The following is a 24,815-nucleotide window of genomic DNA, read 5'->3' as shown; positions in this document are numbered from 1 at the left end:
TCGGGATTGATGCGTTAGCAGAGTTTCGCGGCGGCCGATGCCGCCGCACAAGGAGATAGCATGATCGTTCGTCCTGTACGCAGCAGCGATTTGCCTGCGTTGATCGAATTGGCACGCAGCACCGGCACCACCGGGCTGACTACGCTGCCGGCCAACGAAGAGCGCCTGGGGCATCGCGTTGGTTGGGCGGAAAAAAGCTTTCGTGGCGAGGCTGAGCGTGGCGACACCGATTACCTGTTCGTGCTGGAAAACGACGAAGGTCTGGTGGTGGGCATCAGCGCCATCGCCGGCGCCGTCGGCTTGCGTGAGCCCTGGTACAACTATCGGGTCGGCCTGACGGTCAGCGCCTCGCAGGAGCTGAAGATCTACCGCGAAATCCCGACGCTGTTCCTGGCCAACGACCTGACTGGCAACTCCGAGCTGTGCTCGCTGTTCCTGCGCAGCGACCACCGCTCCGGCCTCAATGGCCGCCTGCTGTCGCGCGCGCGTATGCTGTTCATTGCCGAGTTCCCGGAGCTTTTCGGCAAGAAAATCATTGCCGAGATGCGCGGCATGTCTGACGAGCAGGGCCGTTCACCGTTCTGGGAAAGCCTGGGTCGTCATTTCTTCAAGATGGAGTTCAGCCAGGCCGACTACCTCACCGGTGTGGGCAACAAGTCGTTCATCGCCGAGCTGATGCCCAAGTTCCCGCTGTACACCTGTTTCCTGTCCGAGGCCGCGCGCAACGTGATCGGCCGCGTGCACAAAGACACCGAGCCGGCGCTGGCCATGCTCAAGCAGGAAGGCTTCAACTACCAGGGCTACGTCGACATCTTCGACGCCGGCCCGGCCATCGAATGTGACACTGCCAAGATCCGCGCCGTGCGCGAGAGCCAGACCCTGGTGCTGGCGATCGGTACGCCAGGCGATGACGCGACCCCTTTCATCATCCACAACCGCAAGCGCGACGACTGCCGTATCACTGCTGCACCTGCACGGTTGGCTGCCGGTACTCTGGTGGTCGACCCGTTGACCGCCAAGCGCCTGCGCATGGGCGTCGGCGACAATGTGCGCGCCGTGCCGCTGTCGGCCAGCCGGGAGGCCCAGTAAATGACCACGCATTACATCGCAGGCAGTTGGCAGGCCGGCCAGGGTGAAACCCTGCAGTCGCTCAATCCGGTGACACAGGCCGTGATCTGGCAAGGGCAGGGCGCTGACGCCAGCCAGGTCGACGCTGCCGTGCAGGCTGCGCGGCAGGCTTTCCCGGCCTGGGCGCAGTTGAGCCTGGAGGCACGTATCGATGTGCTGGAGAAGTTTGCCGCGCAGTTGAAAGTGCATGCCGAAGCCATGGCCCAGTGCATTGGCGAGGAAACCGGAAAGCCGCTGTGGGAATCTGCGACTGAAGTCACCAGCATGATCAACAAGGTGGCGATTTCGGTACAGAGCTACCGCGAGCGCACCGGCGAAAAGAGTGGCCCGCTGGCCGATGCCACGGCTGTGCTGCGGCACAAGCCTCACGGCGTCGTGGCAGTGTTCGGCCCCTACAACTTCCCCGGGCACCTGCCCAATGGCCATATCGTGCCGGCGCTGCTGGCAGGCAACTGCGTGGTGTTCAAACCCAGCGAGCTGACCCCCAAGGTCGCTGAGCTTACCGTTAACTGCTGGATTGCTGCCGGCCTGCCGGCGGGTGTGCTGAACCTGGTGCAGGGCGCACGCGAAACCGGTGTGGCTCTGGCCGCCAACCCAGGTATCGATGGCCTGTTCTTCACCGGCTCCAGCCGTACCGGCAACCTGCTGCATCAACAGTTCGCAGGGCGCCCAGACAAGATCCTGGCCCTGGAAATGGGGGGTAACAACCCGCTCGTGGTGGACGAGGTCAAGGACCTCGACGCGGCGGTGTATACCATTATCCAGTCGGCGTTCATTTCCGCTGGCCAGCGCTGCACCTGCGCGCGGCGCCTGCTGGTACCGCAAGGCGCCTGGGGCGATGCGCTGATCGCGCGCCTGGTCGAGGTGTGCAAAACCATCACGGTGGGGGCGTTCGATGAGCAGCCGGCGCCTTTCATGGGCTCGGTGATTTCGCTGCAGGCGGCTCGGGCGCTGCTTGCGGCCCAGGCCGAACTGGCCGCCAAAGGTGGCGTGAAACTGCTGGAAATGACCCAGCCACAGGCCGATGCCGCACTGCTGACCCCGGGCATTGTCGATGTCACCGCCGTGGCTGACCGCCCGGACGAAGAGTTTTTCGGCCCGCTGCTGCAGTTGATCCGCTACGCCGACTTCGATGCTGCCATCGATGAAGCCAACAACACCCAGTATGGCCTGGCCGCTGGCTTATTGTCTGATTCGCGAGCCCGCTACCAGTACTTCTGGCTACGCAGTCGCGCCGGCATCGTCAACTGGAACAAACAGCTGACGGGGGCTGCCAGCAGCGCGCCGTTCGGTGGTGTGGGAGCCAGTGGCAACCATCGCGCCAGTGCCTATTACGCAGCCGACTACTGCGCTTACCCCGTGGCTTCGCTGGAGACCGCCAGCCTTGCCTTGCCGGCGACCCTGACGCCGGGCGTCACCCTATAACAACAGGTCACGGAGCCTAGCCGATGAAATCCTATGAAGTGAATTTTGATGGCCTGGTGGGGCCTACCCACAACTATGGCGGCCTGTCTTACGGTAACGTGGCTTCGCAGAGCAACAGCCAGCAGGGGTCCAACCCGCGTGAGGCAGCGCGCCAGGGCCTGGCGAAGATGAAAGCGCTGGCCGACATGGGCTTCAAGCAGGGTGTTCTGGCGCCACAAGAGCGCCCGGACGTGGCGGCGCTGCGCCGCCTGGGGTTCAGTGGTAGCGATGCCGAAGTTATCCAGCGCGCCGCCCGCGAGGCCATGCCGTTGCTGGTGGCCAGTTGCTCGGCCTCGAGCATGTGGGTGGCCAACGCCGCGACAGTCAGCCCGAGTGCCGACACTGCTGACGGTCGCGTGCACTTCACCGCCGCCAACCTCAACTGCAAATATCACCGCAGCATCGAGCACCCGACCACCAGCCGCGTGCTGGGCGCCATGTTCAACAACGACAGGCACTTTGCCCACCACGGCGCGCTACCTGCCGTGGCACAGTTCGGTGATGAGGGTGCGGCCAACCACACGCGCTTCTGCCGCGCCTATGGCGAGCCTGGTGTGGAGTTCTTTGTCTACGGCCGCAGCGCTTTCGACAGCCGTTACCCGGCGCCACAGAAGTACCCGGCCCGGCAAACCCTGGAGGCCTCGCAGGCTGTGGCCCGGCTGCACGGCCTGAGCGATGACGGAGTGGTCTACGCTCAACAGAACCCGTCGGTGATCGACCAGGGCGTGTTCCACAATGATGTGATTTCGGTGGGTAACGGCGAAGTGCTGTTCTACCACGAGGACGCGTTCCTCGAGACCGACGCGGTACTTGGGCAGTTGCGAGCTAAACTGGCCAGCAAGGGTGGCAACTTCCAGGCCATCTGCGTGCCCAGGGCCGCGGTGGCGGTGGAGGATGCGGTGCGTTCCTACCTGTTCAACAGCCAGCTGCTGAGCCGCGACGATGGTTCCATGCTGTTGGTCGTGCCGGAAGAGTGCCGCAACAACGAGCGGGTCTGGGCTTATCTCGGCCAGTTGACCAGCCAGGGAGGCCCGGTGAAGGAGGTCAAGGTGTTCGACCTCAAGCAGAGCATGCAAAACGGCGGCGGCCCAGCCTGCCTGCGTTTGCGCGTGGCTTTGAAGGAATCGGAACTGGCGGCGGTCAACCAAGGCGTTATCATGACGGCCTCGCTGTATGACACGCTGCTGCAGTGGGTGGACAGGCACTACCGCGATCGCCTTGGCGAAGCTGACCTGGCTGACCCGCAACTGCTGGTGGAGTGCCGTACGGCACTGGACGAATTGACCCAGATCCTGAAGTTGGGCTCGGTGTATCCGTTCCAACGCCAACCTTGAAGAGAGACTCTGTAATGACCGACGCCTTGCGCCTGATCCTCGAAGATGAAGACGGCACCCAGCTGGAAACTTCCTGCACCCGCTTTGCTGTGGTCTGGCAAGGCAAGGAAGTGTGGATTCAGCAGGATGGCCGTGGCCAGCTGCTGATCGGTGTGGATGTCGAGGAAGACGACACTGAGTATGCCAACTTGCTGCTACGCCCGATGGCCACCAACCTGGTCAGCCTGCAGCTGGAAATGGAACCGGCAGAGCTTGGCGAAGACGACGATCACGTTCATGGCCCTGACTGCGGTCACCACCACTAAGGAAGCACCTATGCTCGCCCTTGGCAAATTGCTTGAGCTGACCCTCACCGATCACGAACCGGCCGAGAAGACCCAAGTGACACCCAAGGGCGCGCGTTTGCGGTGGCTGGGGGAGGGCGCGCTCGAAGTGCGTCCGGCCGAAAGCGAAGACTGCGGGCTGGACTTGCTGTTGTCCGCCGGCATTCATGGCAACGAAACAGCGCCGATCGAATTGCTCGAGCGGCTGCTGCACGGCGTGGCCAACGGCAAGATCAAACCCAGGGCTCGAGTGCTGTTCCTGTTCGGCAACCCGCCAGCGATCCGCAAGGGTGAGCGCTTTATCGAACAGGACATCAACCGCTTGTTCAATGGCCGCCATGAGCTGTCCAGCGGCTTCGAAGCATTGCGTGCTGCCGAGCTGGAGCAGTTTGCCCGGGTGTTTTTCAGCAAACCGGGGCGCAACCGCCTGCATTACGACCTGCATACTGCCATCCGCGGTTCTAAGATCGAGCAATTCGCCTTGTACCCTTATAAAGAGGGGCGCAAGCACTCCCGTCGCGAACTGGCGCGCCTGGCGGCGGCAGGTATGGAAGCGGTGTTGCTGCAAAGCAAGTCGTCCATCACCTTCAGCGCATTCACCTACGAACAGCTTGAGGCTGAAGCCTTCACCCTGGAGCTGGGCAGGGCCCGTCCGTTCGGCCAGAACGAGCAGGTCAACCTCGACAAGCTCGAAGAGCGGTTGGTCCGCATCATCGAGGCTACCGAGCCAGAGGACGAAAGTTCGCTGGATGGCCTGCAACTGTTCAGGGTTTCCCGAGAAGTCATCAAGCACAGCGACAGTTTCCATCTGCACCTGCCGGCGGACATCGAAAACTTCTCCGAGCTGAGCAAGGGTTACCTGCTGGCTGAAGACCTGGCCGAGATGCGCTGGGTGGTCGAGGAGGAGGGCGCACGCATCATCTTCCCCAACCCCAAGGTCAAGAATGGCTTGCGCGCCGGCATTCTGATCGTGCCGGATTCGGGGCAGCACCTGGGGTGAGACCGGTGTCGCCTGTTTCGCGGGTGAACCCGCTCCTACGAGATATGTGCAAGGTCTCAATGTGGCGCCGTGCCCGTAGGAGCGGGTTTATCCGCGAAGCAGGCGACACGATTTCGGATCCTATCCATGATGAAAACCTTTTAATTCACCGCCTGTTCCATTTTCCCTTCCCTTGAGCGGTAATTGGCTTGCCAGTGGCGAAACACAGGATTTAGCATCCGGTCATGTCGTTTTCGTTTGCGTAGCCCGAAAAACCGTCCAAACGATGGCTTCTATCGTATAAACACACTGCATCGAGACTGCAGGACCGATATAATGCGGCCCTTTGCCGTCGTTTCGTCGACGCGTTTGCCCAACAGGGCCGCCGTTTCCGTGGAAGAACCTATGAAAAGCGCAGAAATCCGTGAAGCCTTCCTTCGCTTCTTCGAAGAGCAGGGACATACCCGAGTCGCCTCCAGTTCGCTGATCCCGAACAACGACCCGACCCTGCTGTTCACCAACGCAGGCATGAACCAGTTCAAGGACTGCTTCCTCGGTGCGGAGAAGCGCGCCTACACGCGTGCTGTCAGCAGCCAGAAGTGCGTGCGTGCCGGTGGCAAGCACAACGACCTGGAAAACGTCGGTTACACCGCGCGTCACCACACCTTCTTCGAAATGCTGGGCAACTTCAGCTTCGGCGACTATTTCAAGCGCGACGCCATTACCTTCGCCTGGACCTTCCTGACCTCTGAGCAGTGGCTGAACCTGCCCAAAGAAAAGCTCTGGGTCACCGTCTACGCCACCGACGACGAAGCCTACGACATCTGGACCAAGGAAGTCGGCGTGCCGGCCGAGCGCATGGTGCGCATCGGCGATAACAAGGGCGCCCCGTACGCCTCCGACAACTTCTGGACCATGGGCGATACCGGCCCGTGCGGCCCGTGCACCGAGATTTTCTACGATCACGGCGCGGATATCTGGGGCGGCCCACCCGGTTCGCCAGAAGAAGACGGTGACCGCTACATCGAGATCTGGAACAACGTCTTCATGCAGTTCAACCGCACCGCCGACGGCGTATTGCACCCGCTGCCAGCGCCGTCGGTGGACACCGGCATGGGCCTGGAGCGCATCAGCGCCGTGCTGCAGCACGTGCATTCGAACTACGAGATCGACCTGTTCCAGAACCTGCTGGCTGCCGCAGCCAAGGCCATCGGTTGCAGCAATGACGGCCAGGCCTCGCTGAAAGTGGTCGCAGACCACATCCGTTCGTGCGGTTTCCTGATTGCGGATGGCGTGCTGCCGTCCAACGAAGGCCGTGGCTACGTGCTGCGCCGCATCATTCGCCGCGCTTGCCGTCACGGCAACAAGCTGGGCGCCAAGGGCAGCTTCTTCTACCAGATCGTTGCCGCACTGGCCGCTGAAATGGGCGAAGCCTTCCCAGAGCTGAAGAGCCAGCAAGCGCACATCGAGCGGGTGCTCAAGGCCGAAGAAGAGCAGTTCGCCAAAACCCTGGAGCAGGGCCTGCGCATCCTCGAGCAGGACCTGGCCCAGCTGAAAGGCGACGTGGTACCGGGCGACGTGGTGTTCAAGCTGTACGACACCTATGGCTTCCCGATGGACCTGACTGCCGACATCGCGCGTGAGCGTGAGCTGACTATCGACGAAGCCGGCTTCGAGCGTGAAATGGACGCCCAGCGTGAGCGTGCCCGTTCCGCCAGCGCCTTCGGCATGGATTACAACAGCCTTGTGAAGGTCGACAGCGCCACCGAGTTCCTCGGCTACGATGCCACTGAAGGCCAGGGCAAGATCATCGCCTTGTACAAGGACGGCCAGTCCGTCGACCAGCTGGGTGAAGGCGAGCAGGGCGTGGTCGTGCTCGACCGCACACCGTTCTACGCCGAATCCGGCGGCCAGATTGGCGACACCGGCTTCCTGCAGGCTGGCGCTGCACGCTTTGACGTGCGCGACACTACCAAGACCGGCGGTGCCTTCCTGCACCACGGCGTGGTAGCCAGCGGCGCGCTGGTGATCGGTTCGCCAGTCGAGGCCAAGGTCGATGCAGAGGTGCAACACGCTACCTCGTTGAACCACTCCGCCACTCACCTGCTGCACGAAGCGCTGCGCCAGGTGCTGGGCGAGCATGTACAGCAGAAGGGCTCGCTGGTCGACAGCCAGCGCCTGCGTTTCGACTTCAGTCACTTCGAGGCGGTGAAGCCAGAGCAGATCAAGGCGCTGGAAGACATCGTCAACCGCGAAGTGCGCAAGAACACTGCCGTTGAAACCGAACTGACCGACATCGAAACTGCCAAGGCCAAAGGTGCAATGGCGCTGTTCGGCGAGAAATATGGCGACACCGTGCGTGTGCTGAGCATGGGCGGCGATTTTTCGGTGGAATTGTGCGGCGGTATCCACGCCAAGCGCACCGGTGACATCAGCCTGTTCAAGATCATCAGCGAAAGCGGCGTGGCCTCTGGCGTGCGCCGTATCGAAGCCGTAACCGGTGCCGCTGCGCTGGCTTACCTGAACGCTGCCGAAGAGCAGGTCAAGGAAGCCGCACAACTGGTGAAAGGTAACCGCGACAACCTGATCGACAAGCTGTCGGCTGTGCTTGAGCGCAACCGCCAGCTGGAGAAGCAGCTGGAACAGCTGCAGGCCAAGGCCGCCAGCGCCGCCGGGGACGATCTCTCCAACGCGGCTGTTGAGGTCAAGGGTGCCAAGGTCCTCGCCGCCCGCCTGGATGGGCAGGATGGCAAGGCCCTTCTGGCCCTGGTCGATCAGCTGAAGAACAAGCTCGGCCACGCAGTGATCCTGCTGGGCAGTGAGCATGAGGGCAAGGTTGTGCTGGTGGCCGGCGTGACCAAGGACCTCTCCAGCCAACTCAAGGCTGGCGATCTGATGAAACAAGCCGCTGCGGCGGTGGGTGGCAAGGGCGGTGGCCGTCCGGACATGGCCCAAGGTGGTGGCGTCGACGTCGCTGCCCTGGACCAGGCCCTGGCGCTGGCCGTGCCATTCGCAGAGCAGGGACTTTGAGATGAAGGGGTGGATGGTCTAGTGGCCACACAGGCCAATCCCGTCCACCCCTTCATGTTGGATTGTTTTTTGGGGCCCTGTATGGGCTGAGGCACCATTGAAATGGCGTTGATCGTACAGAAATTTGGCGGCACCTCTGTCGGTTCCATCGAGCGGATCGAGCAGGTAGCCGAAAAGGTCAAGAAACACCGTGAAGCGGGCGACGACCTGGTGGTTGTGCTGTCGGCCATGAGCGGTGAAACCAATCGTCTGATCGACCTGGCCAAGCAGATTACCGATCAGCCGGTTCCTCGTGAACTGGACGTGATCGTGTCGACCGGTGAGCAGGTCACCATTGCCTTGCTGACCATGGCCTTGATCAAGCGTGGTGTGCCAGCGGTGTCCTACACCGGCAACCAGGTGCGTATTCTCACCGACAGCTCGCACAACAAGGCGCGCATTCTGCAAATCGACGACCAGAAGATTCGTGCCGACCTCAAGGAAGGTCGCGTGGTCGTGGTTGCAGGCTTCCAGGGCGTCGACGAGCACGGCAGCATCACTACCCTGGGTCGTGGTGGCTCTGATACCACCGGCGTGGCCCTGGCGGCGGCGCTGAAGGCTGATGAGTGCCAGATCTACACTGATGTCGATGGCGTCTATACCACCGACCCGCGCGTCGTGCCACAGGCTCGTCGCCTGGAGAAGATCACCTTCGAAGAGATGCTGGAAATGGCCAGCCTCGGTTCCAAGGTGCTGCAGATCCGCTCGGTGGAGTTCGCCGGCAAGTACAACGTTCCGCTGCGCGTGCTGCACAGCTTCAAGGAGGGTCCGGGTACCCTCATTACCATTGATGAAGAGGAATCCATGGAACAGCCGATCATTTCCGGTATCGCCTTCAACCGTGATGAAGCGAAGCTGACCATTCGCGGCGTGCCGGATACCCCGGGCGTGGCCTTCAAGATCCTCGGCCCGATCAGCGCTTCGAACATCGAGGTCGACATGATCGTGCAGAACGTTGCTCACGATAACACCACCGACTTCACCTTCACCGTGCACCGCAACGAGTACGAGAAGGCCCAGAGCGTGCTGGAAAACACTGCGCGCGAGATCGGTGCCCGTGAAGTGATCGGCGACACCAAGATCGCCAAGGTCTCGATCGTTGGCGTTGGCATGCGTTCGCACGCCGGTGTTGCCAGCCGCATGTTCGAAGCCCTGGCCAAGGAGAGCATCAACATCCAGATGATCTCCACTTCCGAGATCAAGGTTTCGGTGGTGCTCGAAGAGAAGTACCTGGAGCTGGCCGTACGCGCGCTGCATACCGCGTTCGAGCTGGATGCTCCTGCCCGACAGGGCGAGTAAGGCGCTGCCTGGAAGGGCGCGGCTTGCCGCGCCCTTCGCGTTTCTGCTCGCCACGCAGGCCCTGTCCTGCCCTGTGCGGCGAGTAACCGGGGCCGTGGTCGTCGTCCGCGACCTGGCCCGATATCCAAGACTGTTACCCCTGAATGTTTTGCGTAAGGAGAAAGCTATGTTGATTCTGACTCGTCGGTGCGCCGAGAGCCTGATCATTGGAGACGGCGAGATCACCGTGACGGTGCTTGGCGTCAAAGGCAACCAGGTGCGTATTGGCGTGAGCGCCCCGAAAGAAGTGGCAGTTCACCGCGAGGAAATCTACCTGCGGATCAAGAAGGAGAAGGATGAAGAGCCAAGCCTTTAATTTTTTTGAAGTTTTTTTCAAAAAAAGGGTTGCAAAGGTGAAAGAGGTTCTTTAATATTCGCCTCGTGTTGCGGTGAGGTGGCCGAGTGGCCGAAGGCGCTCCCCTGCTAAGGGAGTATACCTCATAAGGGTATCGGGGGTTCGAATCCCCCCTTCACCGCCATTATTCGCTTAGGGCGCTGTAAACGGTAAGAACGCTAAGTAGTTGATTTAAAACGAAAAAGTTCTTGCAAAAATGTTTCAGCGACCTATAATGCGCGGCAAGACACGGACTCATAGCTCAGCTGGATAGAGTACTCGGCTACGAACCGAGCGGTCGGAGGTTCGAATCCTCCTGAGTCCGCCACTTTTGAAGTGGCTTTGCTTAGAAGCTGCTTCAAACAACCAGTGGTAATCTGGTCTAAAAATACCAATGCGGACTCATAGCTCAGCTGGATAGAGTACTCGGCTACGAACCGAGCGGTCGCAGGTTCGAATCCTGCTGAGTCCGCCACTTTTTGAAGTGGTTATGCTTGCAAAGCTGCTTCAGTCAACCAGTGGTAACCTGGTCTAAAACTACCACCACGGACTCATAGCTCAGCTGGATAGAGTACTCGGCTACGAACCGAGCGGTCGGAGGTTCGAATCCTCCTGAGTCCGCCACACCCCCTCAAAAAGCCCGCTCAATAGAGCGGGCTTTTTGTTTGTGCGCCAATGAATTCTTGATCATGTCGATCTACGCTCTTCTGTAATGATTGCGGTGTAGTTTGGAGCCGCTGCGCGGCCTCAAAAATCGAATGTGCTTTCCCATCCATAACAACCGTCGCACTGATAGCTTCGAGCGTTGTCCCAGCTTTATCACGCAAACGATTGTTCTGGCCAAAAATTTAAGCGATCTGACAGCTTTAGCAGTGTATGATTGCGCCCGTCAGCCCCGCCGGGGCTTGTGGAAAACCACCATGGACTTACCCAGTAGTTACTCGCTAACAAGATTCATACAGAAAGATCTGACCGATTGATTCCCTCGGCGTGCTCCGCTGCTGGGAGTGGAGTTCGCCTATGACCGAAGTAGAAGTTAAAAAAGCGCAAGAAAGCCTGCAGGATCGCCTGGCCCAGGTGGTCGAACTGCTGCAGCGCCAGCGCATGGTCGAAGACCTGACCCATCGCCAGGAAGGCGCGCACAACGACCTGGTGGAAAACCTGGTCCACCGCCAGAACCTCGTCGAGCTGCAGCGCAAGCTCGATGACCTGCACCCCGCCGACATCGCCTACATCCTCGAAGCCTTGCCCCTGGAAGATCGCCTGACGGTCTGGCAGCTGGTGCGCTCGGAGCGCGATGGCGACATCCTGCTGGAAGTTTCCGACTCGGTTCGCCAATCGCTGATCGCCGACATGGACGATCACGAGCTGCTGGCTGCCGCCAAGGAGATGGACGCCGACGAGCTGGCCGACCTCGCCCCAGAGCTGCCGCGTGACGTTGTTCACGAGCTGATGGAAACGCTCGATGCCCAGCAACGCGAACGGGTACGTTCGGCGCTGAGCTACGACGAGGAGCAGGTCGGTGCGTTGATGGACTTCGAGATGGTCACCATCCGCGAAGACGTCAGCCTGGAAGTGGTTCTGCGCTACCTGCGCCGCCTGAAAGAACTGCCGAACCACACCGACAAATTGTTCGTGGTCGATTACGACGGCATCCTCAAAGGGGTATTGCCGATCAAGCGCCTGCTGGTCAACGACCCGGAAAAGAAGGTGGCGGAGGTCATGGCGACCGACCCTGTCTCCTTCCAGCCCGAGGAAGATGCCTACGATGCAGCGCAGGCTTTCGAGCGTTATGACCTGGTATCCGCCCCGGTGGTGGACAAGAGCGAACGCCTGATCGGCCGTCTGACCATCGACGAAATGGTCGACCTGATCCGTGAGGAGAGCGAGAGCGAAGTCCTCAACATGGCGGGTCTGCGTGAAGAGGAGGATATTTTCGCCTCGGTCTGGCGTTCGTTACGCAACCGTTGGGCGTGGCTGGCCATCAACCTGATTACCGCCTTTGTTGCTTCGCGAGTGATCGGGTTGTTCGAAGGCTCGATTGAAAAGCTGGTGGCGTTGGCTGCGTTGATGCCGATCGTGGCGGGTATTGGTGGCAACTCTGGTAACCAGACCATCACCATGATCGTCCGCGCCATGGCCCTGGACCAAGTGTCGCCAGGCAATACCAGTCGCTTGATGCGCAAGGAGTTGGCGGTGTCGCTGATCAACGGCCTGGTTTGGGGTGGAGTGATCGGTGCGGTGGCTTTCTGGCTGTATGGCAGTTGGTCGCTGGGGGTGGTGATGACCGCAGCGATGACCTTGAACCTGTTACTGGCGGCGCTGATGGGCGTGCTGATCCCAATGACATTGGCCCGCTTGGGGCGAGACCCTGCGATGGGGGCGAGCGTGATGATCACTGCTGTGACCGACAGCGGTGGTTTCTTCATCTTCCTTGGGCTGGCCACGGTGTTCCTGTTGTAAGCCGATCCTCCCTGTGGGAACAATCCCGCAGGGAGATGTGTTTGCTGTCAGTCAGTCGCCCACAAAAAAGCCAGCTTACGCTGGCTTTTTTGTGTTTGGTGCAGGCCTCAGGAGGCGTCTGCGGCCATTTCCACATCGTGAGCGATGAGGGCGACCAGAGCGTTCTGCTGGCGGTGGGACAGTTGGCGGAAACGCTGCAGCAACTCGCGCTCATGCAGGGACAGTTCGGGGCTGTCCAGGCGCATGCTCAGCTCGTCACCCAGCGCACCTTCCTGGATAAGGCTCTGTTCCAGGCGTGCGATAATCTCGGAGTTCATGCTGCGGTGGTGGTTGCGCGCTACCTCGGCAATGCGCTCACGCATTCCGTCTGGCAGGCGGACGACGAACTTGTCAGCGGTGCGGCTCGAATAAATAGCCTGTTTCATTGGGCGCATATAAATTGACCGGAGTTTAGTTCAGGGGAAGCGGTTCTCAAATTGGCCGCACGGGATGGAAGTACGACCGTGGCGACGACAAAATGTTCAACCGCCAGTGAAAAATGGATGCTCATCTTGCCTCAAGGTCGCCGTTTGCTTGGCGTCAATTATGTGACAAATAGTGAGCCGGATAAAGGCTTTATGCCAGTACCAATTATCAGAAATGAGCACTGGTTTGAAAAGTTTCACATGCTCTGGCTAGCCTGGCCGTCAGTCTTTTGCCGTCAACAATTGGTAAAACGCAGAAAAATGCCCGGAAAAACCCTAGAATGCGCCGGTTCCCTCCATAGAGCATAGTGGCTATGCAACATGACGCAAGCGACCGCCGATCAGGGAAAGGCCGGTTGCTATTTCTGGTTGGGCCGTCGGGTTCCGGGAAAGATTCCCTGATCGACGCTTTGCGTGAGCAACTGGCCGTCTCGGGGGTAGAAATTGCCCGCCGGGTCATCACCCGTTCGGCCGAAGCCAAAGGCGAAGCCGCCCAAGGGGTCACGCCCGAGCAGTTTGATACCCTGCGTGCGCAGGGTGCTTTTGCCATGCACTGGCGGGCCAATGGCCTGGACTATGGCATACCCCGGCAGGTGGACCAGTGGTTGGCGGCGGGGAGGGCGGTGCTGGTGAACGGCTCGCGGGCTTATCTGGCAGAGGCCCGTCAGCGCTATCCGGATTTGTTGGTCGTGTTGGTCCAGGTCAAGCCTGAGGTGCTGCGCCAGCGCTTGCTGGCCCGGGGCCGTGAAACCACAGAAGAAGTAGAGCAGCGCCTGGCGCGCAGCGCACGCTTGCAGGCTGCAGCCGACCCGTCGGTACATGTGCTGGATAATTCTTCCACACTGGAGGCGGCGGTCGCTGCATTCCTTTCGCTGCTGCGCAATCAGGGCGTGCTACCGCGAGGATAGCAGCCGCAGAAAAGGATTACGCGAAAAAGCCCAGTTCAGGCATGACAAACGCCAGCATGCTGGTTAACATGCTGGCCATCCCGCTGTGCAGCGCTCGCTGCCGGTCGTAGCGTCTCAGTAGCTCAATTGGATAGAGCATCCCCCTCCTAAGGGGAAGGTTGCAGGTTCAATTCCTGCCTGGGACGCCATTCTCGTCATTCCCATCATTGTCTCCGTCGCCTTTGTTGCCGCCGTGCTGCTGTTGACAGCACCTGCGCTCGGCCAGCGCTGTCATGCATCACGTCCGTGGGCTAACGCCGCGCTTGATGCCAGCCGCTGGCGCATCAGGAAGTACCCCGCCACCACCAGTAGTACCGTCAGCACCGTGAACCAGAACTGGAAACGCGATGCTGGGTCGAACGCCTGGGTGCCGATGACTGCCAGCAAGGCGAACAGCGCAATGATATTGGTGTAGGGGAACAGCCAGGCACGGAAGGCGTTTGGGGCGACCGCTTCGTGGCGGGTTTTCCTGCGCATGGCCACGTGGGCGATGATGATGAAGATCCACACGACCATGACCAGGCTGCCGGTACTCTTGGCCAAGGTCATGAAAAGGTCGCCGCCACTGACAAAGTGCACGGTCAGGATCATCGTGCAGATCGACAGGCTCAGCAGCAGTGCATTGATCGGTACGCCCTTGGCACTGGTGCGCGAGAAGAGTTTGGGCGCGTGACCGCGCTGGCTCAGCGAGAACAGCATGCGCGAGTTGGAGAACATGAACGAGTTCATGACCGACATGAACGAGACGAACAGCACCAGTTTCATGGCCACTGCAGCACCACCGAACCCGGCCAGGCTGAACAGCGAAACATAGGGCGAGGCCAGGTTGGCCTTGTCGGTCCAGGGCAGGCAAAGGATCAGGATCGACACGGAACCCACATAGAACAGCATCACACGCAGGATCACGCTCTTGATCGCGCGGATCACGTTCTGTCGGGGGTTCTCTGATTCACCCGCGGCCACAGCGGCAATTTCGCTGCCGCCCAGTGAGAAGATCACCACGATAACGCCGGCCATCACCGGTGACAGGCCGTTGGGCATGAAACCGTCATGGGCGGTGAGGTTGACCAGGCCGGGGGCGGGAATCTCACTGTGCAGGCCGAGCAGGATCGAGATGCCCAGCAGCATGAAGATGAGGATGGTGGCGACCTTCATCGCGGCTAGCCAGTACTCTACTTCGGCAAACGAGCGTACCGAGTAGGCGTTGCTGGCCATGAGTGTCACCAGCATCAGGAAGGCGCCTGCCCAGATCGGCAGCCAGGGCAGGAAGTCATGCAGGATGGCACCCAGCAGTACCGCTTCCAGGGTGATGGTCATCATCGACTTGAACCAGTACAGCCAGCCGACCGCAAACCCTGCCCAGTCGCCGAGGTAGGTGTTGGCGTAGGTCGAGAACGACCCTGCATCCGGGTTGCGGCAGGCCATTTCGCCCAGCATGAACATGACCAGGGTGACCACCAGGCCACCAATGAAATACGACAGTATGGCCGCGGGCCCTGCCGATGCGATCAGTGAGCCCGAGCCCATGAACAGGCCTGCACCGATCACCCCACCCAGCGCGATCATGGTGATATGCCGCTGCTTGAGGCTTTGCTTCAAACTGTTGGATTGCATTTCCTTGTCCTCTCTTATTCTTGGAGGGATCCGACATCGTCCCCCAACGCAGGCATCGTCATGCGCCTGCGTCCACGCGTGGCAAATAGCTACCAGCCTGCCACCCTGGACAATAAGGCCAAGGACCTCAAACGAATTCTCTGCACAACATCCTGCCGATTTTTCCTGAGGCCGGTGATGGCGCCGATAGCGGTGCAGTTGACGAAGCCATGCACCACCTGAACATCGACGCCACCTGACGCCTTCAAACCGGTCAGGTCGGGGAGCCTTGGACGAACCGCGGCGCTATACCAGTCGAGCGCTGCCACTCCCTCATGCCGGGCTTGCCGCTTGTTGCTCTTCATCCTGGCCGCCATCCACCTTGGCGACCTGCTCTTGCGCTTTCTCCTCCATCTTGCGCTCGATGTCTTCTTTCATGCGCTGGGCAATCAACTCGTCGACTTTTGCTTTCATTTCTGGCGGCAGGGCGTCGTACTCTTCTTCGGTCAGGCCTATTTCACGCAGCAGCTTTTCCTTGATCATCTCGCCAGGCGACTTGGACATGAAGTCATGAAATTCCTGCCGGGCAGTCTTGGGCGGCAGTGGTTCTCCGATGACCGGATCGGTGGTCGCAGAACCCAGGTTTTGCAGCATCACCTTGAATTTGGCAAAGGCTTCTGCACGAGCATCCTCAGCGTTTTGCTGAGCGGTACTGCCTCCGTTCTGCTGTTGGCTTGCCGTGTTGGCGGTGGATATTGGCGTGCGGACAGGCGCAATCTGGGCCACTGCCTGCTCATCGCTGGCGTGCCGAGGCTGATGGAGCGTGGGCTGCCAGCTCACGCCGTTATGGGCGATTATCATGTTTCCTCCTTGGAAATCTCGTTGGCAGGTACCCAGCGCAAAAGCCATGCCAGCGCTGTGCCGGTCGAAATCAGGGCTTTTGCGCTATTTCCGTTACACGCGAGCGGGCATATGCTTGCCCGTGTCAGGCATGATCTTGCCGCCTGCGGCAATTACCACCACTGTCGGCAGCCCCTTGATCGGAGCGCAGTTGCTGGGCATCAGGGAGAGTGTCCATGAGTCAAGAAACCAGGCCGGTACCTGCCGGCTTCAGTGAACAGCAGTTGCACACCTTGTTCGATTTGATCAGCGATGGCATCTGGGACTGGAGTACCAATACTGGCTACGTTTATCGCAATCCGGGCTGGTACAGCATGCTGGGGTATGCCAGCCATTCCATGGCCAACTCGGTATTTACCTGGGAAAGCGTGATCCATCCTGAAGACTACCCACGGGTAATGGCGCATTTCGAGGCCTATATCAATCAGCGCAACGAGCGCTACCGCATTGAATACCGTTGCCGTTGTCAGGATGGCAGCTACATCTGGATCGAAGACAGCGGCTACATCATCGCGCATAACGAGGACGGTTCCGTGGCGCGCATGCTGGGTGCGCATCGCAATATCGACGCTGGCAAGCGCTTGGTAGCTCAACTGGAACAGAAGAACCAGTCGCTGGAGTTTCAGGTGGCCGAACGCACTCGCGAGTTGTCCTGGGTGAACCAGCAGTTGCAGCGGCAACTGGACGAAAACCGTGAACTGGCCGAACGCGATGCGTTGACCCGCGTCGCCAACCGTTACCGGCTGGAGAGCGCATTGCAACTGGAGTGCCAGCGCGCCCAGCGCTTCCGCCAGCCGTTGTCGCTGATTGCCATGGACATGGATGATTTCAAACCGATCAATGACCGCTACGGTCACGCCCGTGGCGATGCGGCGCTGGTGCGGGTGGCCGAAAACCTGCGCACCTGCTTGCGCGAACTGGACCTGCTGGCGCGCTGGGGCGGCGACGAGTTCGTCATCGTGCTGCCGCAGACCGCGTTGGGGGAGGCGCTGGAGGTGGCAGCGCGCTTGCGCCAGGTGCTGGAGCAGGTGGAGCCGGTGGGTGATTGTCGGCTGACCATGAGCTATGGCGTGGTGCAATGGCTGGAAGGGGAGGATCAGCACGCGCTGCTGGCGCGTGCCGACAAGGCGCTATACAGGGCCAAGAGGGCAGGCAAGAACGCAATTGCCGAGTAGCGCGCCCCTCGGAGAGGGCGCTGTTTTCTGGAAGGTTACATGGCCTGAATGAAAAAAGACCCGCAGCGCCTCTCGGCGCAGCGGGCCAAATCGGCCTCGGCCGCTTCAGTGTCAGATATGCAAGGCGTGGCCCAAGGCGCGCAGCGCGGCTTCCTGTACCGCTTCACCCAACGTGGGGTGGGCATGAATGGTGCCGGCCACATCTTCCAGGCGCGCGCCCATCTCCAGCGATTGGGCAAACGCTGTGGACAGTTCGGAAACCGCCACGCCAACCGCCTGCCAGCCCAGGATCAAGTGGTTGTCACGCCGCGCCACCACGCGCACAAAACCGCTTTTCGATTCGAGGCTCATGGCCCTGCCGTTGGCGGCAAACGGGAATTGCGCGACGATGCAGTCCAGGCCCTGCTGGCTGGCTTGTTCCGGGGTCTTGCCGACCACCACCACTTCCGGGTCGGTGAAGCACACGGCGGCAATCGCAGTCGGCTCGAAGCGGCGTGCCTTGCCGGCGATGATCTCGGCGACCATTTCGCCCTGGGCCATGGCCCGATGCGCCAGCATCGGTTCGCCAGCCACGTCGCCAATGGCCCAGACGTTGCGCATGCTGGTTTGGCAGTGCTGGTCGATGGCAATGGCGGCGCCGTTCATCTTCAGGTCCAGGCATTCCAGGTTGAAGCCTTGGGTGCGTGGCCGGCGGCCCACGGCCACCAGTACCTGGTCGGCCTCCAGGCGCAGTTGCCCGCCCTTGCCGTCGCTGGCCAGCAGGCAGCCATTTTCGTAGCCCTCGACGCTGTGGCCCAGGTGCAGAGCTATGCCCAGTTTTTTCAGCGACTCGGCCACCGGGGCGGTCAATTCGCTGTCGTAGGTCGGCAGGATGCGCTCACGCGCTTCCACCACACTCACCTGTGCACCCAGCTTGCGATAGGCAATGCCCAGCTCCAGGCCGATATAGCCACCGCCGACCACCACCAGGTGTTGCGGCAGTGCTTTCGGTGCCAGGGCCTCGGTCGAGGAAATCACCGGGCCACCCAGCGGCAGCATCGGCAGTTCGACACTGCTGGAGCCGGTGGCCAGCAACAGGTGCTCACACTGGATGCGCTGGCCATCGACCTCGACCTGCTTGCCGTCGAGCACCTTGGCCCAGCCATGTACTACCTTGACCCCGTGCTTTTTCAGTAAGGCGGCAACACCAGTGGTCAGGCGGTCGACGATACCGTCCTTCCAGGCCACGCTTTGGCCGATGTCCAGGCGCGGCGAGGCTACGCTGATGCCCAGCTCGGACGCCCCGGCAAAGCGCGAAGTCTGGTGGAACTGCTCGGCCACATGGATCAGGGCCTTGGACGGAATGCAGCCGATGTTCAGGCAGGTGCCGCCCAGTGCCTGGCCTTCGACCAGTACGGTAGGAATGCCCAGTTGCCCGGCGCGGATGGCAGCCACATAACCGCCAGGGCCGCCGCCGATGATCAGCAGGGTCGTTTGGATAGTCTGGTGCATGCTCACTCCACGAACAGGCAGGCGGGCTGTTCGAGCAGGCCGCGTACGGCCTGGATGAACAGTGCGGCGTCCATGCCATCGACCACGCGGTGGTCGAACGAACTGGACAGGTTCATCATCTTGCGCACGACGATCTGGCCGTCGATCACCACTGGCCGTTCGACCATGCGGTTGACCCCGACGATTGCCACTTCCGGGGTGTTGACCACCGGCGTGCTGACAATGCCGCCCAAGGCGCCAAGGCTGGTCAGGGTGATGGTCGAGCCGGACAGCTCCTCGCGACTGGCCTTGTTGTTACGTGCGGCGTTGGCCAGGCGTGAAATCTCGCCGGCATTGGCCCACAGGCTACCCGCTTCGGCGTGGCGCAGTACGGGTACCATCAGGCCATTGTCACCTTGGGTGGCAATGCCCACGTGCACCGCGCCATGGCGGGTGATGATCTGCGCTTCGTCGTCGTAGGTCGCGTTGATCTGCGGGAAGTCACGCAGCGCCACGACCAGAGCGCGAACCAGGAACGGCAGCAAGGTCAACTTGCCACGGCTGTCGCCATGCTTGCTGTTGAGTTGCTGGCGCAGGGCTTCCAAGGCGGTGACGTCGATTTCCTCGACATAACTGAAGTGTGCGACACGGCGTTTGGCGTCCTGCATGCGCTGGGCGATCTTGCGGCGCAGGCCGATCACTGGCACCTGCTCGCTGTTCGTGCGCTTGGCATAGCCATCAGGTGTTTGCCCGGCAGTGCTTTGCGGCTTGCTCATGAAGGCGTCGAGGTCTTCGTGCAGAATACGCCCGGCCGGGCCGCTGCCATGCACATAACGCAGTTCGATGCCGGCATCCAGGGCGCGTTTGCGCACGGCCGGCGAAGCCAGCGGCTTGTCGCCCGCCTGGCGCGGCACGACGGGCGCAGCTTCATGGTTGGCGGGCGCCTGGTACGCGGCGGGTTTTACATCGTTCTGCGGTTGCGGCTGTGCTGCAATCGGGGCAGCCGGGGCCTCTACCGGCTTTGGCTGAGGCACATCCACATGGTTGCCGCTGCCTTCCACTTCGATGCGGATCAGTTCGCTACCGACCGCCATTACTTCACCGGGCTGGCCACCGAGGGCCAGCACTGTGCCGCTGACCGGCGAAGGGATTTCCACGGTGGCCTTGTCGGTCATGACGTCGGCCACCACCTGGTCCTCGGCGATGATGTCGCCGACCTTGACGAACCATTCCACCAACTCGACCTGCGCGATGCCTTCGCCAATGTCCGGCATCTTGATGACGTGCGTGCCCATTCAGACCTCCATGACCTTTTTCAGTGCCGCACCTACCCGCGAAGGGCCGGGGAAGTAAGCCCATTCCTGTGCGTGAGGGTAGGGGGTGTCCCAGCCGGTGACGCGCTCGATCGGCGCCTCCAGGTGGTGGAAGCAGTGCTCCTGCACCAGCGACACCAGTTCGGCACCGAAGCCGCAGGTACGGGTGGCCTCGTGCACCACCACGCAACGGCCGGTCTTCTTCACCGACTCGACGATGGTGTCCAGGTCCAGCGGCCATAGGCTGCGCAGGTCAATCACTTCGGCATCGACGCCGCTTTCTTCGGCGGCCACCTGGGCCACGTACACCGTGGTGCCGTAGGTCAGCACGGTCACGTCATTGCCAGGGCGGGTAATGGCGGCCTTGTCCAGCGGTACGGTGTAATAGCCGTCGGGCACGGCGCTGTGCGGGTGCTTGGACCACGGCGTTACTGGGCGGTCGTGGTGACCATCGAACGGGCCGTTGTACAGGCGTTTGGGCTCCAGGAAGATTACCGGGTCGTCGCATTCGATCGAGGCAATCAACAGGCCTTTGGCGTCATAAGGGTTGGACGGCATGACGGTGCGCAGGCCGCACACCTGGGTGAACATCGCTTCCGGGCTCTGGCTGTGAGTCTGGCCGCCATAGATGCCGCCGCCGCAAGGCATGCGCAGGGTCAGCGGGGCGATGAATTCGCCGGCCGAACGGTAACGCAGGCGGGCCAGCTCGGAGACGATCTGGTCGGAGGCCGGGTAGAAATAGTCGGCGAACTGGATTTCCACCACCGGGCGCAGGCCATAGGCGCCCATGCCCACGGCGGTACCGACAATGCCGCTCTCGGAGATGGGCGCATCGAACACGCGCGATTTGCCGTACTTGTTCTGCAGGCCTTCGGTGCAGCGGAACACGCCGCCAAAGTAACCGACGTCCTGGCCGTACACCACCACGTTGTCGTCGCGCTCAAGCATGACATCCATGGCCGAGCGCAGGGCCTGGATCATGGTCATGGTAGTGGTGGCCATGGCGGTTTCCGGGTTTATGCTGTTGTTGTGGTCGTTCATCTCAAACCCCCAGTTCCTGGCGTTGACGGCGCAGGTGTTCGGGCATCTCCTTGTACACATCCTCGAACATCGAGGCGGCGCTCGGGATATGCCCGTTGGCCAGGGTGCCGTACTGCTCGGCTTCTTTCTGCGCGGCAATCACGGCAGCTTCGAGTTCGGCCGTGGTGGCCTGGTGTTCTTCCTCGGACCAGTGGCCGATCTTGATCAGGTGCTGCTTCAGGCGGGCGATCGGGTCACCCAGCGGGAAGTGGCTCCAGTCATCGGCAGGGCGGTACTTGGAGGGGTCGTCCGACGTCGAGTGCGGGCCGGCACGGTAGGTGACCCACTCGATCAGGCTTGGGCCCAGGCCACGGCGGGCGCGTTCGGCAGCCCAGCGCGAGGCGGCGTACACGGCGACGAAGTCGTTACCGTCAACTCGCAGCGAAGCAATCCCGCAACCCACGCCACGGCCGGCAAAGGTGGTCGACTCGCCACCGGCGATGGCCTGGAAGGTGGAAATGGCCCACTGGTTGTTGACCACGTTGAGGATGACCGGGGCGCGGTACACGTGGGCAAAGGTGAGGGCGGTGTGGAAGTCCGACTCGGCAGTAGCGCCGTCACCGATCCACGCCGAGGCGATCTTGGTATCGCCCTTGATCGCCGAGGCCATGGCCCAGCCGACCGCCTGCACGAACTGGGTCGCCAGGTTGCCGCTGATGGTGAAGAAGCCGGCTTCGCGCACCGAGTACATGATCGGCAACTGGCGGCCCTTGAGGGGGTCGCGCTCGTTGGACAGCAGTTGGCAGATCATCTCGACCAGCGACACGTCGCGGGCCATCAGGATGCTTTGCTGGCGGTAGGTCGGGAAGCACATGTCGGTGCGGTTCAGCGCCAGCGCCTGGCCGCTGCCGATGGCTTCTTCGCCCAGGCTTTGCATGTAGAAGGACATCTTCTTCTGGCGCTGGGCAACCACCATGCGGCTGTCGAAGATCCGCGTCTTGAGCATGGCGCGCATGCCTTGGCGAAGGATCTGCGGGTCGATGTCCTCGGCCCACGGGCCTTGCGCGTCGCCTTGCTCGTCGAGCACGCGGACCAGGCTGCAGGACAGGTCGGCAGTGTCGGCAGCATCGACATCGATAGCGGGTTTACGGGCCTGACCTGCATCGTTGAGGCGCAGGTAGGAAAAATCGGTCTGGCAGCCTGGCCGGCCGGTGGGCTCGGGCACATGCAAACGCAGGGGGGCGTACTCGTTCATGCTTTTTACGCTCGCTCGGGTATTTGTTTTTGTGAGCTCTGAAGCGGCCGCCGCTGAGTACCGGCTTGTGACTGGTAAGTCAGCGTCACTTACATCTTAGTGGCCCGGCAGGAGAATTTTTCTCTCAAGTTGATTGCCTTTGCTGAGCAGGGCAGATAAACATTCCGCATAAACACAAAAAACCGGTGATTTTGTCTCATGCGCAAACTCGATCGTACCGATATCGGCATTCTCAACAGCCTGCAAGAGAACGCCCGCATCACCAATGCCGAGCTGGCACGCTCGGTGAACCTGTCGCCCACGCCTTGTTTCAACCGGGTGCGGGCCATGGAGGAGCTGGGGGTGATCCGCCAGCAGGTGACCTTGCTGTCGCCGGAGGTGCTGGGGCTGGATGTGAACGTGTTCATCCATGTCAGCCTGGAAAAACAGGTGGAGCAGTCGTTGCATCGCTTCGAGGAAGAAATTGCCGAAAGGCCCGAGGTGATGGAGTGTTACCTGATGACGGGTGACCCGGATTACCTGTTGCGGGTGCTATTGCCCAGCATCCAGGCGCTGGAGCGGTTTCTCGATTACCTGACGCGCTTGCCAGGGGTAGCCAATATTCGCTCGAGTTTTGCCCTGAAGCAGGTGCGCTACAAGACGGCGTTGCCGTTGCCGGCCAATGGCATGACCTTGCGGGAGTAGGGGGGCGGCGCCGGCACAAGGATCGCATCCACCTGTAGGAGCGGGTTCACCCGCGAAGAGGCCGGTACAGCCACCCAATGGGCTGCTTGATATTTTAAACACCCGCAGCCTATGTTGTTGTCAGCCTACAACAACAAGGACAAGCGTCATGAGCACCGCTCAGCTCCAGGGCATCGATGAAATCGAATGCGTCACCCCCGACCTCAACGGCGTCCCGCGCGGCAAGGTGATGACCGCCGACGGCTTCCTCGAAGGCCGTCGTCTGCAGATGGCCCGGGGCGTGCTGCTGCAATGCATCATGGGCGGTTATCCACCAGCGAAATTCTATGGCAGTGACGACGGCGACCTGGCACTGGTGGCCGAACCCGGTCAGGTCCACCGCCTGCCCTGGAGCGATGACGGCCGCGCCTTGGCCATCTGCGATGCCAACGAGCTGGATGGCCGCCCCTCGGCACTGTCCACCCGGGGCCAGCTGAAGGCCGTGATAGCCCGCTATGCGGTACTGGGCCTGGCGCCGGTAGTGGCAACCGAGCTGGAGTTCTTCGTCTTTGCCCCCAACACCGACCCGCAGCAACCGTTCCTGCCGCCGGTAGGCAGCGATGGTCGCCGCGAGCTGGGCCATTCGGCGTTCAGTGTCAGTTCCAACAACGGCCTGCGCCCGTTCTTCAAGGAGGTGTATCACTGCATGGCCGCGCTCGGCCTGCCACGTGACACCTTCATGCATGAAATGGGTGTCAGCCAGTTCGAGATCAACCTGCTGCATGGCGACCCGCTGCTGTTGGCCGACCAGACCTTCCTGTTCAAGCACCTGCTCAAGGAAGTGGCGCTCAAGCACGGGCTGACGGTGGTCTGCATGGCCAAGCCGCTGGCGCGTACGCCCGGCAGCTCCATGCATATTCACCAGAGCCTGGTCGAGGCCAGCAGCGGGCGTAACGTGTTCAGTGACAAACAAGGCCTGCCGACAGACACCTTCCACCATTTCATCGGCGGGTTGCAGGCGTGCATGGCCGACTTCACCGCCCTGTTCGCGCCCAACGTCAATTCCTACCAGCGTCTGTGCCACCCCTATGCCTCGCCGAACAATGCATGCTGGTCCGAGGACAATCGTGCTGCTGGATTGCGCATTCCGGCCAGTGCGCCGGTCGCGCGACGGGTGGAAAACCGCCTGCCTGGCGCCGATGCCAACCCGTACCTGGCCATTGCTGCCAGCCTGGCCGCCGGGCTGCATGGCATCGAGCAGCGCTTGCAGCCATCGCCGGCCATCCAGGGCGAATTCGAGGTGCCCGAGCACCTGAGCCTGCCGTGTACGCTGCACGCGGCCCTTGAAAGGCTCGAGCGCAGCACGCTGGCGCGGGAACTGTTCGGCAGCGAGTTCATCGAAGGCTACATCGCCAGCAAGACCCTTGAGCTGAGCGATTTCTTCGACGAGATCACGCCGTGGGAGCGCCGGGTGCTGGCGGCACAGGCCTGAGCGCGACACAACCTGCACCGGGCACGCCCCCGCACAGCCAAATAGCTGTCGGGGGGCCTGCGCCAGGCGGTTTTTGCATTTATGCTGCTAG

Annotated in this window: 21 protein-coding genes and 5 tRNA genes; 19 read left to right on the top strand and 7 right to left on the bottom strand. The window is 61.3% G+C overall.

Annotated elements, in window-relative coordinates:
• The first annotated feature begins 60 nt into the window (after positions 1-60).
• The 13 genes from astA (at position 61) to mgtE (ending at position 12,432) form a co-directional block, all read left to right on the top strand.
• Positions 61-1,089 carry an arginine N-succinyltransferase gene (gene astA, locus J3A98_RS16695; RefSeq protein ID WP_176685229.1) on the top strand — a complete coding sequence of 343 codons (1,029 nt, stop codon included), beginning with the start codon at positions 61-63 and terminating at the stop codon, positions 1,087-1,089.
• On the top strand, positions 1,090-2,553 hold the full coding sequence (astD, locus tag J3A98_RS16690) for a succinylglutamate-semialdehyde dehydrogenase (RefSeq protein ID WP_209967399.1): 1,464 nt from the start codon (positions 1,090-1,092) through the stop codon (positions 2,551-2,553).
• Positions 2,554-2,576: 23 nt separating this feature from the next.
• Positions 2,577-3,926 carry an N-succinylarginine dihydrolase gene (astB, locus tag J3A98_RS16685; protein WP_209967397.1) on the top strand — a complete coding sequence of 450 codons (1,350 nt, stop codon included), beginning with the start codon at positions 2,577-2,579 and terminating at the stop codon, positions 3,924-3,926.
• 14 nt (positions 3,927-3,940) lie between these two features.
• Entirely contained in the window at positions 3,941-4,231 is a 291-nt protein-coding gene (locus tag J3A98_RS16680; protein ID WP_003254508.1) for a topoisomerase II, read from the top strand.
• A gap of 10 nt (positions 4,232-4,241) precedes the next feature.
• Positions 4,242-5,249 carry a succinylglutamate desuccinylase gene (gene astE, locus J3A98_RS16675; RefSeq protein ID WP_209967394.1) on the top strand — a complete coding sequence of 336 codons (1,008 nt, stop codon included), beginning with the start codon at positions 4,242-4,244 and terminating at the stop codon, positions 5,247-5,249.
• Between the two features lie 384 nt (positions 5,250-5,633).
• Positions 5,634-8,258, top strand: a complete 2,625-nt coding sequence (gene alaS, locus J3A98_RS16670) for an alanine--tRNA ligase (protein WP_176685232.1) — start codon at positions 5,634-5,636, stop codon at positions 8,256-8,258.
• Between the two features lie 102 nt (positions 8,259-8,360).
• Positions 8,361-9,596: an aspartate kinase gene (locus tag J3A98_RS16665; protein WP_176685233.1), complete on the top strand. Its 1,236-nt coding sequence runs from the start codon at positions 8,361-8,363 to the stop codon at positions 9,594-9,596.
• A 166-nt stretch (positions 9,597-9,762) separates the two neighbouring features.
• Positions 9,763-9,951: a carbon storage regulator CsrA gene (gene csrA, locus J3A98_RS16660; RefSeq protein WP_003254503.1), complete on the top strand. Its 189-nt coding sequence runs from the start codon at positions 9,763-9,765 to the stop codon at positions 9,949-9,951.
• Positions 9,952-10,023: 72 nt separating this feature from the next.
• Positions 10,024-10,114, top strand: a tRNA-Ser gene (locus J3A98_RS16655).
• A 106-nt stretch (positions 10,115-10,220) separates the two neighbouring features.
• A tRNA-Arg gene (locus J3A98_RS16650) sits at positions 10,221-10,297 on the top strand.
• 70 nt (positions 10,298-10,367) lie between these two features.
• Positions 10,368-10,444, top strand: a tRNA-Arg gene (locus J3A98_RS16645).
• A 72-nt stretch (positions 10,445-10,516) separates the two neighbouring features.
• A tRNA-Arg gene (locus J3A98_RS16640) sits at positions 10,517-10,593 on the top strand.
• A gap of 396 nt (positions 10,594-10,989) precedes the next feature.
• Entirely contained in the window at positions 10,990-12,432 is a 1,443-nt protein-coding gene (gene mgtE / locus J3A98_RS16635) for a magnesium transporter (RefSeq protein WP_176685234.1), read from the top strand.
• 107 nt (positions 12,433-12,539) lie between these two features.
• On the opposite strand, the gene J3A98_RS16630 is transcribed toward mgtE, so the two are convergent.
• On the bottom strand, positions 12,540-12,866 hold the full coding sequence (locus J3A98_RS16630) for an Arc family DNA-binding protein (RefSeq protein WP_003254499.1): 327 nt from the start codon (positions 12,864-12,866) through the stop codon (positions 12,540-12,542).
• Positions 12,867-12,935: 69 nt separating this feature from the next.
• Between J3A98_RS16630 and J3A98_RS16625 the strand changes: the two genes are divergently transcribed.
• From J3A98_RS16625 to J3A98_RS16615, 3 genes are all read left to right on the top strand, one after another.
• Positions 12,936-13,205, top strand: a complete 270-nt coding sequence (locus tag J3A98_RS16625; RefSeq protein WP_176685190.1) for a hypothetical protein — start codon at positions 12,936-12,938, stop codon at positions 13,203-13,205.
• A gap of 5 nt (positions 13,206-13,210) precedes the next feature.
• On the top strand, positions 13,211-13,804 hold the full coding sequence (gene phnN, locus J3A98_RS16620) for a phosphonate metabolism protein/1,5-bisphosphokinase (PRPP-forming) PhnN (RefSeq protein ID WP_209967392.1): 594 nt from the start codon (positions 13,211-13,213) through the stop codon (positions 13,802-13,804).
• 111 nt (positions 13,805-13,915) lie between these two features.
• A tRNA-Arg gene (locus J3A98_RS16615) sits at positions 13,916-13,992 on the top strand.
• An 82-nt stretch (positions 13,993-14,074) separates the two neighbouring features.
• Here the strand turns inward: J3A98_RS16615 and J3A98_RS16610 are convergent.
• Both J3A98_RS16610 and J3A98_RS16605 read right to left on the bottom strand, forming a co-directional pair.
• The gene (locus J3A98_RS16610; protein WP_209967389.1) at positions 14,075-15,457 is read right to left on the bottom strand and encodes an amino acid permease; all 1,383 of its coding nucleotides are present in this window, start codon (positions 15,455-15,457) and stop codon (positions 14,075-14,077) included.
• Between the two features lie 312 nt (positions 15,458-15,769).
• Entirely contained in the window at positions 15,770-16,297 is a 528-nt protein-coding gene (locus J3A98_RS16605; RefSeq protein ID WP_209969881.1) for a hypothetical protein, read from the bottom strand.
• Positions 16,298-16,512: 215 nt separating this feature from the next.
• On the opposite strand from J3A98_RS16605, the gene J3A98_RS16600 reads away from it, so the two are divergent.
• On the top strand, positions 16,513-17,511 hold the full coding sequence (locus tag J3A98_RS16600; protein WP_209967387.1) for a diguanylate cyclase: 999 nt from the start codon (positions 16,513-16,515) through the stop codon (positions 17,509-17,511).
• Positions 17,512-17,622: 111 nt separating this feature from the next.
• Here the strand turns inward: J3A98_RS16600 and lpdA are convergent, their stop codons facing one another.
• Genes lpdA through J3A98_RS16580 form a run of 4 tightly spaced genes read right to left on the bottom strand, consistent with a single transcriptional unit; the run spans position 17,623 to position 22,569 of the window.
• On the bottom strand, positions 17,623-19,002 hold the full coding sequence (gene lpdA / locus J3A98_RS16595; protein WP_209967385.1) for a dihydrolipoyl dehydrogenase: 1,380 nt from the start codon (positions 19,000-19,002) through the stop codon (positions 17,623-17,625).
• Positions 19,003-19,004: 2 nt separating this feature from the next.
• Positions 19,005-20,276, bottom strand: coding sequence for a dihydrolipoamide acetyltransferase family protein (locus J3A98_RS16590; protein ID WP_176685239.1), 1,272 nt, complete (start codon positions 20,274-20,276; stop codon positions 19,005-19,007).
• Positions 20,277-21,335, bottom strand: a complete 1,059-nt coding sequence (locus J3A98_RS16585) for an alpha-ketoacid dehydrogenase subunit beta (protein ID WP_012051588.1) — start codon at positions 21,333-21,335, stop codon at positions 20,277-20,279.
• Position 21,336: 1 nt separating this feature from the next.
• Positions 21,337-22,569, bottom strand: coding sequence for a 3-methyl-2-oxobutanoate dehydrogenase (2-methylpropanoyl-transferring) subunit alpha (locus tag J3A98_RS16580; protein WP_176685240.1), 1,233 nt, complete (start codon positions 22,567-22,569; stop codon positions 21,337-21,339).
• A gap of 198 nt (positions 22,570-22,767) precedes the next feature.
• On the opposite strand from J3A98_RS16580, the gene bkdR reads away from it, so the two are divergent.
• Together bkdR and J3A98_RS16570 are read left to right on the top strand one after the other, a co-directional pair.
• Positions 22,768-23,253 carry a Bkd operon transcriptional regulator BkdR gene (gene bkdR / locus J3A98_RS16575; RefSeq protein ID WP_003254485.1) on the top strand — a complete coding sequence of 162 codons (486 nt, stop codon included), beginning with the start codon at positions 22,768-22,770 and terminating at the stop codon, positions 23,251-23,253.
• A 229-nt stretch (positions 23,254-23,482) separates the two neighbouring features.
• The gene (locus J3A98_RS16570; protein WP_209969879.1) at positions 23,483-24,724 is read left to right on the top strand and encodes a glutamine synthetase family protein; all 1,242 of its coding nucleotides are present in this window, start codon (positions 23,483-23,485) and stop codon (positions 24,722-24,724) included.
• The last annotated feature ends 91 nt before the right edge of the window (positions 24,725-24,815 follow it).

Origin of the sequence: Pseudomonas sp. BP6, assembly GCF_017875935.1 — a bacterium.
GTDB lineage: Bacteria > Pseudomonadota > Gammaproteobacteria > Pseudomonadales > Pseudomonadaceae > Aquipseudomonas > Aquipseudomonas putida_Y.
Note: the sequence above shows the minus strand (reverse complement) of the source record. Positions and strands in the feature narration are given on the sequence as shown.

Bases quoted from the DNA above. Each gene is read 5' to 3' on its own strand.
- astA (WP_176685229.1), top strand. From the start codon at position 61: ATGATCGTTCGTCCTGTACGCAGCAGCGATTTGCCTGCGTTGATCGAA.
- astD (WP_209967399.1), top strand. From the start codon at position 1,090: ATGACCACGCATTACATCGCAGGCAGTTGGCAGGCCGGCCAGGGTGAA.
- astB (WP_209967397.1), top strand. From the start codon at position 2,577: ATGAAATCCTATGAAGTGAATTTTGATGGCCTGGTGGGGCCTACCCAC.
- J3A98_RS16680 (WP_003254508.1), top strand. From the start codon at position 3,941: ATGACCGACGCCTTGCGCCTGATCCTCGAAGATGAAGACGGCACCCAG.
- astE (WP_209967394.1), top strand. From the start codon at position 4,242: ATGCTCGCCCTTGGCAAATTGCTTGAGCTGACCCTCACCGATCACGAA.
- alaS (WP_176685232.1), top strand. From the start codon at position 5,634: ATGAAAAGCGCAGAAATCCGTGAAGCCTTCCTTCGCTTCTTCGAAGAG.
- J3A98_RS16665 (WP_176685233.1), top strand. From the start codon at position 8,361: ATGGCGTTGATCGTACAGAAATTTGGCGGCACCTCTGTCGGTTCCATC.
- csrA (WP_003254503.1), top strand. From the start codon at position 9,763: ATGTTGATTCTGACTCGTCGGTGCGCCGAGAGCCTGATCATTGGAGAC.
- mgtE (WP_176685234.1), top strand. From the start codon at position 10,990: ATGACCGAAGTAGAAGTTAAAAAAGCGCAAGAAAGCCTGCAGGATCGC.
- J3A98_RS16630 (WP_003254499.1), bottom strand. From the start codon at position 12,866: ATGCGCCCAATGAAACAGGCTATTTATTCGAGCCGCACCGCTGACAAG.
- phnN (WP_209967392.1), top strand. From the start codon at position 13,211: ATGCAACATGACGCAAGCGACCGCCGATCAGGGAAAGGCCGGTTGCTA.
- J3A98_RS16610 (WP_209967389.1), bottom strand. From the start codon at position 15,457: ATGCAATCCAACAGTTTGAAGCAAAGCCTCAAGCAGCGGCATATCACC.
- J3A98_RS16605 (WP_209969881.1), bottom strand. From the start codon at position 16,297: ATGATAATCGCCCATAACGGCGTGAGCTGGCAGCCCACGCTCCATCAG.
- J3A98_RS16600 (WP_209967387.1), top strand. From the start codon at position 16,513: ATGAGTCAAGAAACCAGGCCGGTACCTGCCGGCTTCAGTGAACAGCAG.
- lpdA (WP_209967385.1), bottom strand. From the start codon at position 19,002: ATGCACCAGACTATCCAAACGACCCTGCTGATCATCGGCGGCGGCCCT.
- J3A98_RS16590 (WP_176685239.1), bottom strand. From the start codon at position 20,276: ATGGGCACGCACGTCATCAAGATGCCGGACATTGGCGAAGGCATCGCG.
- J3A98_RS16585 (WP_012051588.1), bottom strand. From the start codon at position 21,335: ATGAACGACCACAACAACAGCATAAACCCGGAAACCGCCATGGCCACC.
- J3A98_RS16580 (WP_176685240.1), bottom strand. From the start codon at position 22,569: ATGAACGAGTACGCCCCCCTGCGTTTGCATGTGCCCGAGCCCACCGGC.
- bkdR (WP_003254485.1), top strand. From the start codon at position 22,768: ATGCGCAAACTCGATCGTACCGATATCGGCATTCTCAACAGCCTGCAA.
- J3A98_RS16570 (WP_209969879.1), top strand. From the start codon at position 23,483: ATGACCGCCGACGGCTTCCTCGAAGGCCGTCGTCTGCAGATGGCCCGG.